The sequence below is a fragment of the Nitrospira sp. CMX1 genome (genome assembly GCF_054902215.1).
Map to the genome: position 1 here is coordinate 31,835 of NZ_JBUBKD010000007.1, position 8,580 is coordinate 40,414.

Sequence of the window (8,580 nt, forward strand, 5' to 3'; positions counted from 1 at the left end):
CATCACGTACTTTTTTGATGCAAACGATACGAGCGGGTACGGGCATTGTACGCTCTACACCATTACAGCACCCTGCCACCAGAAATTAAGGAACTCTCCCCAATCTTCGACCAGGCATCTATTTGCCTCTCTACCTTCAGCCGTACGCAGGCAAGACGCATCGTGGAGTTGAGGCACATGATACGAGAGGCCTGCAACTTCCTAATGAGGAACCTCGTATGAAACGCACTCCTTGAATGGCTATAACGTGAGGGTAGGGAGAACCTCCGGCCTCTATAGCTGAAAATTACTGTCGGCAATGTCACATCGTATACTGTTGACTAGTTGACGACTGGAACCATCTACTATTTATCCGTTACTGCGTATAACAGTGCCTGCGAAAGCCCACCCTCCAATGAGGTGGGTACAAGTGCAGTTCGAGCCCATTCACAGCGGTTAGCGTGGTCATCACAGCTACTGCGGAGCCGTGCATTCGTGACCCATTGCTCAAACATCCGACTGCCGTGTAGGAGCATCGTTTGTGCGAGGTGTGCATAGCGATGGGCATAGCTGATCACAAGTCACGGTTGTCCCACATGGCAAATCTTGCGTGTGGTGCCGGATCACAGAAACAGTCGGCTGGTCAATCTCAAACCATGGATAGAAGTCTTAGACAGACACACAAACAGGGGCTACCAATTATGTGGAAAGTCGACCGCGCTGGCATTGAAGCGGCAGCGTGTGAGGTCTTGCGTAGTGAAACCGAGATCATGTAGGACTGAGGCGGCATCATCCGCTTCAAGGAAGCCCAGCGCGAGTTACAACGATTCGTCGCCCACCACTACCTCGTCCTTGAACCGCCGACGCAAGACGATCACGCGTCGTGCCTTTGACTCTCGCGTTAAGCGGCTGGCTGGGCCTAACGACGATACCGGTTGGTTCTCTCGCTACGGACTTGCCCAAGATATCCTCACGGCGCGAACCATGTGGATCGGTGTAGGTCAACGGACACACCCGCTGCCAACGTTTCTATAACTCCCTAAGGTGTAGGCATCCCAAGGGGAAAGCTATCGGCTCCAACCAGGTCGCCACCGACTCGCTGTCACATCGCACCAGCAGCTGACCATTGGTTGCTTCACTACTGACTGTTTTGGTGAGCACCGACAGCCTCGAGTGTGCACGCCTTTTTGCTTCCCCCATTGGCCACACGCTTAAACCTTGGACAAGGACTCAATCTGCAGCTGAACTCCACTTCGAGCATGAGAACGCCGTATGATGAAGCGCGATCTGTCAGAGCATCGTGAGGTGCCCGTTCACTTCACCCAACACACTCGTCGACTGCCACTTTCATTCTCTTTTCACACCAACCAATGGCAACTCTGGGATGGTCGAGCCTTTGCGGTAAATCAAATTAAAATTACTGGCTACTGGCTTTAACCACGATGACATTTCGAGCCAATTCCACTCCGTTGCTTAGCATACGCGCTTCTATCGTGTAGAACCCATATGGTCTCACGGCCGTGAGACACTGGGTCCCATTGTCCGCGCCATCGAACGGACAATAGGGAGAAAAACCTTCAATGCGATTGAGGGTGTTGTTAATCAAAAATTGCACTGAGACGGTCCCTGTTATGTTAGCCGGGTACGCCTGCACCGTCCACGGCTGCCCTGAGGTCGGCGCCCCCAGCACCGTCAGGGTTACTGTCGGTGTCGAGGTAGTGGTCGGGGCTGCAGACGCTTGAACTATTATGGCCTGGCGAGTGACTTCGATCCCATTGCTCTTCACCCGTGCCTCAATAGTGTAACTTCCAAATGGTCTTACGGTTGTGCGGCACAACGCGCCGTCCTCATTGGCCTCGAATGGACAATAAGGAGCGTTATATTCGGTGCGGTTGAACGTATTGTTGACCCAATATTCCACCGTTATTGTTCCCGTCACATTGGCGGGATATGCCTGCACCGTCCACGGCTGCCCCGAGGTCGGCGCCCCCAGCACCGTCAGGGTTACTGTCGGTGTCGAGGTCGGTGTCACTGTCGGTATCGGTGTGGGTGTCGGTAGAGGTGTCGGTGTCAAGGTGGTGGTTGGGGCTGCAGACGCTTGAACTGTTATAGCCCGGCGAACGACTTCGATCCCATTGCTCTTCACCCGTGCCTCAATAGTGTAACTTCCAAATGGTCTTACGGTTGTGCGGCACAACGCGCCGTCCTCATTGGCCTCGAATGGACAATAAGGAGCGTTATATTCGGTGCGGTTGAACGTATTGTTGACCCAATATTCCACCGTTATTGTTCCCGTCACATTGGCGGGATATGCCTGCACCGTCCACGGCTGCCCCGAGGTCGGCGCCCCCAGCACCGTCAGGGTTACTGTCGGTGTCGGTGTGGAAGGGGGTGGAGTGCTTGCTGGGGTATAGGTACTAGTGTTGCTCGGGCCCGATTCAATATTTGCGGAGGTGTATGCCGTAACCACGTAGTATTGGATAACAGCGGGTGTTCCAATATTGAAACTCGTCGTAGTCCCCACTGTAGCCAGCAGCGATGCGGTGCCGGCTGATGGCGCACAGGGCAACTGCCTACAGTTATAGACGCGATAGCCCACCACGTCCGCCCCAGTGCTCGCAGTCCACGTCAACATGGCACCCCATGCAGCACTCGACCAGAAGACAAGAACCGTGGCAATCGTTTTTACCCCAAGCATGTAAATACTCCTTAAAATATACGCTGACCACAACAGACGCTGCCGTCCATAGGATGCCAATAGGCGTCATCAAAACTCATCTAATTATAAAACCTTATACGTAGACACCAGAGAAGAGACTCGAGAGCACGACAACTCGTCACACGGCTGTGAAGATCAAGCAAGATGTGGGCCACGGCGTCTGAGTAGAAAGCCTTGGAATATTATCGGTGCCGATCCCCCCACTGTACAAAAAACGCGGGACATTGAAATTGTCTGGCAGCTAAGAGCCTGATTTTTATAAGAATGGGCGATGTACGTATCCTCCTACAGCAACAACGTTTAGTACATAATGTTCGCCGATGGCTTGAGGAGCCTCATTTCTGGACAAGCACAGACGTCGATCTGTTCACAATCGTAGAGAGAAAGGACAAGAATGGACTTACTTCACAACTATGAGAAAAGGATGAGGTCTCGGAGCCTGCTCGTAATCTAAAGAGGGTAAGTCAGGGAATGCGAGGACGCACTATATCAAGATCAAGCTGAAGTTGAGTTTGCACTCATGGTTTTTCCAGAGCCTGCAGCATTCTTTTCCTCACAGGAAAAGCGTTATAGCTTAGTTACGCTCACAGGTACTGATGAACAGAGGAAGTGCACTGTGGAAGAAATTAGGGTATGAGATGTTTATTGGATTTGCACGGGAAGGTAGTAAGTTTTGTGCGAGAGGGCTGCAGTAAGGCGGAGACGGACCGATGGTTCATGGTGAGCAAGGGGAGCCTGTCCCGGTAGCTCAAGCTCAATGGGCTGACACACGGACGCCCTGGGCCCAAAACTGCACAAACTAGATCGGGAAGTCTTGCGGCGTCATGTCACCGCGCAGGACGATCTAACAGAAGGGAAAGCAGCTCGGCATTGCGGGGGCTCATGCCAGTGCATCAGGAACGCATTCCACAAGATGTGGTGGATCCGGGAGGAAACGACCGGCTACACAGAGTGCAGCCCGCTGCAACGAAGAAAGTTGGTGCGTCTTCATGCGCAATGCATACGTCGCAGCCAGCAGCTCATCCATGTCGATGAATGCGTCTTCTCGCCTTCCGTCCCACGTGGCTATATGGGTATCCACCCAAGGGACACCGGGTGTACGGCCTGATATTCTGGCATAGGAGACTGCGCACTGCAGGCCTAGGGACGGATTTTTCAGGACCGGTCCTCTTTGAAGACGGTGCGATGCCAGGCGTTCAACTCTTGGCTCAAAGCTAGGCAATGTCCGTGTCTGACCTGGACGCACCTGGTTATCATGGACAGCTCGGCCTTTCATAAATCGCCGGAAACGGCAGAAGCTCATCCAGCACATCGGCGCCACTCTGCTGTTTTTTCGCCATATTTTCTCCAGCCCTCAATCACATCGAACACGACTTCACCGTGCCAAAGAAACCCCTTGAATACCAGTAACTCATGTCTGTCGATCAAATCGTGAGGGCTATCAATGGTGATCGGCTTAGCTGTAAACAAGCCCGTGGCGTTGACGATATCGTAAGTGACACACGTCCTCGATCCTGAGTTTCCAAGTACTACGATGTAACGCGGTCAGGCTGACGTCATCCAACGTGATGTCTTTACTAAGACCATCAGTGTCATAGGCTCAAACGGCAATGAAATACTCCAGCGGTCTCAAACATGAGGAGATCAAAACTGAGTTCCACCACGGAGTGATTCACCGCATCTTCACTCAGGGAGAGCAGGCGCCCCACACTGACTCACACGCGCGAAACTTCTCATGCTTTGAGGATCTTGGTCAGCCCCACAAGATCAACTGCCTATAGCCCACCACAGTCATCGCGTCGATGACACTCAAGTTTAGCAAACGCGCTACCTTCACAAAGTCTACTGACGAGCTGGGGAAAAGTCTCACATACCCCCTCGTTGGCACCATAAATGAAACTAGCGATAGACCATCAGCAGTGCACCAAATACTAAGGGAGCAGCATTATATTGATTCCATTTACATCTACGCCTCAGTAAGATGGCTAGGAATAAATATGTGCCCACCGGAGACCTCATTCTTGTGCGTGCTTAATCCTTCTGCAGGCTGATCCCTTCACAAACTACACTTCCAAATTTCGAGCAGCGGTGCAAATCCTTTTGAAAGCAAGAACATAGCGAAGATTCTTCCGGCATCACTCTTGCTCACTCAGCTTCCTCAAGAAGAACAACGGCGGTGGTTCGCTGCGTCTTACATAGGTCACCATCTGGCGCGATGCGCAGGGAACGCTTGGCTCAGATTGGAGCCATTGAGCAGAAATCATTTATATCCCCAGCATTTTGACAGCTGGTTGTAGAAGAGCATCGCATTGATTAGACGTTCCCTCATATAGCATCAAAATCCCCTTACCGATCCAGCAGAGGAGCATCTCTTATGTTGCCGTTTAAGATCCTCATTACCTTAGCCTCCCGAAACCCTATCATCTCGATGGTCCATCTGGTACTTTTTCTTTTGCCACTTATATCGCTGGCTGGTTGCGCGAATGATGGCACAGAAGGACCGATAACTTCTCCGAACAATGCCCCTCAATCCAGTGTGGCACAGGCTGATGACGGAGAAGACCCAAAGATTGATGTGACTTCGACAGCAACAGATGTTACTGCGCAGATAGCTTGGGATCCTCCATCGGATTTCCAAGCAGCTGGTTACAACATCCATTATGGGAAACGCTCATCAGAAGAGTCGAACCCGGATGAACCTGAACCAAGTGTCTGCTCCTCTCAAAAAAGCCAAACCGTCGAGGACACACACACTACGATCACGGGGCTCGAACCCAACACAGAATATTTTCTCGCTATCCAAGCATTCAATGAAACCGACAGTCTCTGCTCGAATGCAATTACAATAGTAACTCCTCCGATCCAATCATAGATGACTGCACTTACGCTTCAGTCAATTATTGTTTCACTTACACGAGAAGTATTTTCTCAAACCAATTCAGCACAAGAGACGCATTCCAGCTGATGGAGAGGTTTTATGAGAGACTTTTTAAGAGCAATCACTTACCAAACGGCTCGATCCCGCTGTAAAGATCTCGCTTCGGTCTCCCCTAGTTTCTGGGGGAGGATCGGAGTCACAATGCTCATGTGCTTTGGGCTCGTTTCTGAAGGCTTAGCGTGTCATGATGCCGCCACTGCCACTACCGCGACACCCACATCGCTGACTTATTATGCCGTGCAGGGAGCGACAAACCCACCAAACCAAACAATCACTGTCTCCAGGAAATCTACGTGGCAAGCTACCATTACGGCTTCCGACAATGCTTCCTGGCTTTCTGTGTCGCCTGCAAAAACTTACATAACTACTAGTGCGAAGTTCGCAGCCGCTGTCAACACGGCAGGGCTCGTGGCAGGCACCTATAAAGCCACCATCACGATCATGGTGGGCACCTGGTGCACAAGAACCGTCTCTGCGACATTAGTTCTCTCCCCGCCCACTACTTCAACACCAACAGCTACAAAGTCGGCAACGCTCAGATGGAACGCAGTCACCGGCACAACCGTAACTGGCTATAAAGTCTATGTCGGCGAGGCACCCCGGCTCTATACACGAACCATTACGGTGGGCACGGTCACATCATCAACCGTGAGCAGCTTGGCTGTTGGCCGAACATACTATTTCGCCGTTACGTCTTATAACGGTGCTGGCGAAAGCACCCCATCCAACGAGGTCAGTAAGACAATACAATAGACTTTTTGCATAACTCCATATTCATGATTCCCCGAGACATGGAATCACAGCTGGGACCTCTCCAGTCAGGGGAAGACCGTCATGGGCATTTAGAGATGTGAAGAGATGCCGGAGGAGATGTTCCCGCGGCCAACCAGGTGGGAAACAAACGGTTGTAGAGGTGGCAGCCGTCTGATGACGCTGGAGTACTGGCGCGAATACCCACCACCGCCAAGCGATTTGGTTTGCCATCGAGCCGTGACGAGCCGGAGCATGCTTAGGCGGAACGCAAGAACCACCGTACCTACACATCAGGCACAGCGACGGCGTGAGCGAACGCACAACTTATCGCAATGTCCGTTGGTGTGAGGACGCGCTGATCAACATTCTGGCGATCACGCCGTCTGGCCTGATCAACGCGACAGTTGTTCAGAAGAGAGTACAGGGTGATCTTGTAAATCCTCCAGCCCCCTGTCGAGGGCCCTCAAAAACACAGTGCCGCCACTACTCAGGCGAGAAAAAACACCACACGCTGAAGACGCCACCCTCCGTCGACAGGGCTACCCTCAGGATCATCTACCTTGCTCACGACACGAGTCACCGTCATAGCGTTCGCCTGTTCAAGGAGTCCAGAATCCAACTGCATCACGAGACGGAAGCCAACGTCGATCTCAGCAACATAAACCTGCGGAAATAAAAAAAGGGCCATCCCTATTACGGGATGGCCCTGCACATTTTTAATTCAACCCCTTTCGATGCGCCCAAGCGTGTAATGAATAACCGATTTCCTCACAAATCGCTTATAGGGTCTTCCGTTCGATTAGCTACGGCCACTCTCATGGCGACAGAGGGGTGGCCCGATCCGTTTGAATTTCCGTGAGGGTCAGCACCCGGTTATAGATCCGCAGCTCGTCAAGCTGCCCACTGAAGGGATTACTGCCGTGCAGATTACCGAGGGTCACCACATGGGTCGCCCCATCCGCTTCCAGTGCCTTGGTGATTGCCGTGATCAAGACCCCATCCACATACATCCGCAGCGTGTTGGTGCTGTCCGCAAACGTCACCGCCACATGGTGCCAGTTCGTGTCCGCGATGGTGCTCGCAAGGGTGTCCCCGGTGCTAAATGATCCGAACACCAACTGATTGTTCGCGTTAAAGTACAGCTCTTTACAGCCAACAACCCAGGTCGTTGCATCACATTTGCTCAGCAGATGCCGTTGGCCGCCGCCCAGTCCGTTACGCTTGACCCAGAGTTCAATCGTGAAATCAGCCGTGCCGAAGTTGTACGTGCTGGGATTGGCCACCGACACCGCATCGTTGACGCCATCGAATGACACCGATTGCCCATAGGTCGCCTGACTTGCCACCCAGAGTGGGCCGTTGACCAGCGTCCCCGTGTGGTTGTTCCCTGAGGCATCCGCCAGCGTCGTCCCACTGCCTTCATTCATCCCCATGGTTGTCACCAAGCCAGTACTCCCTCCTCCACCACTTCCCGTCGTTGCGGAAATACTGGCAGAGCTACTGCGATTCAACGCCCCATCGACGGCCTGAATGCGATAGCTGTAGGTGGTGTTGGCCGCCAAACCGGTGTCGGTGTAACTAGTCGTGCTAATTGTGGCAATCAACACAAAACTGGTGCACCCTGTCCCTTGGCAGCGCAGCACCTCGTAGCCGGCCAGACCACTTCCCCCGTTGTCGGTGGAGGCCGCCCAGGTCAGCGTAATCTGGGTGGTCCCGGTCGTCGTCGCCAGGCCAGTCGGCGCGGTGGGTGCCGTCGTGTCCGCAGCAGTCGTGGTCGTGGCCACGTTCGAATAATTCACACTCACATTGCCGGCGCCATCGACCGCCTTCACCCGGTAACTGTACGCCGTGGAAGCAGCCAAGCCGGTGTCACTGAAGGTGGTCCCGGAGGGAGTCGCGATTTGCGCAAAGGTCGTGCAGCCTAGCCCTTGACAGCGCTCCACGCGATAGCCGGTAACAGCAATGTTGTCGGTGGCCGCCGTCCAGCTGAGATTGATCTGTGGGCCAATGACAGCCGTGGCATTCAATCCCGCCACCGTACTCGGCGGCGTGCTGTCGGTCGATCCCGGGGCGATCGGCGTAGAGCGATCCGTTTGAATTTCCGTGAGAGTCAGCACCCGGTTATAGATCCGCAGCTCGTCAAGCTGCCCACTGAAGGGATTACTGCCGTGCAGATTACCGAGGGTCACCA

Annotated in this window: 5 protein-coding genes; 2 read left to right on the forward strand and 3 right to left on the reverse strand. The window is 53.2% G+C overall.

Annotated elements, in window-relative coordinates; genetic code table 11:
* Positions 1-1,396: 1,396 nt before the first annotated feature.
* The gene (locus tag ACYX34_RS01185) at positions 1,397-2,677 is read right to left on the reverse strand and encodes a fibronectin type III domain-containing protein (RefSeq protein ID WP_462074725.1); all 1,281 of its coding nucleotides are present in this window, start codon (positions 2,675-2,677) and stop codon (positions 1,397-1,399) included.
* Between the two features lie 2,395 nt (positions 2,678-5,072).
* Here ACYX34_RS01185 and ACYX34_RS01190 point away from each other — a divergent pair.
* Both ACYX34_RS01190 and ACYX34_RS01195 read left to right on the forward strand, forming a co-directional pair.
* The gene (locus ACYX34_RS01190; protein WP_462074726.1) at positions 5,073-5,570 is read left to right on the forward strand and encodes a fibronectin type III domain-containing protein; all 498 of its coding nucleotides are present in this window, start codon (positions 5,073-5,075) and stop codon (positions 5,568-5,570) included.
* 507 nt (positions 5,571-6,077) lie between these two features.
* Positions 6,078-6,389 (forward strand): fibronectin type III domain-containing protein, encoded by a 312-nt coding sequence (locus ACYX34_RS01195; protein WP_462074733.1) that lies wholly within the window; start codon positions 6,078-6,080, stop codon positions 6,387-6,389.
* 487 nt (positions 6,390-6,876) lie between these two features.
* Here the strand turns inward: ACYX34_RS01195 and ACYX34_RS01200 are convergent, their stop codons facing one another.
* Together ACYX34_RS01200 and ACYX34_RS01205 are read right to left on the reverse strand one after the other, a co-directional pair.
* On the reverse strand, positions 6,877-7,077 hold the full coding sequence (locus ACYX34_RS01200; protein WP_462074727.1) for a hypothetical protein: 201 nt from the start codon (positions 7,075-7,077) through the stop codon (positions 6,877-6,879).
* A gap of 127 nt (positions 7,078-7,204) precedes the next feature.
* Positions 7,205-8,580, reverse strand: a 1,376-nt coding sequence (locus ACYX34_RS01205) for a LamG-like jellyroll fold domain-containing protein (RefSeq protein ID WP_462074728.1), incomplete at its 5' end; no start/stop codon positions are given.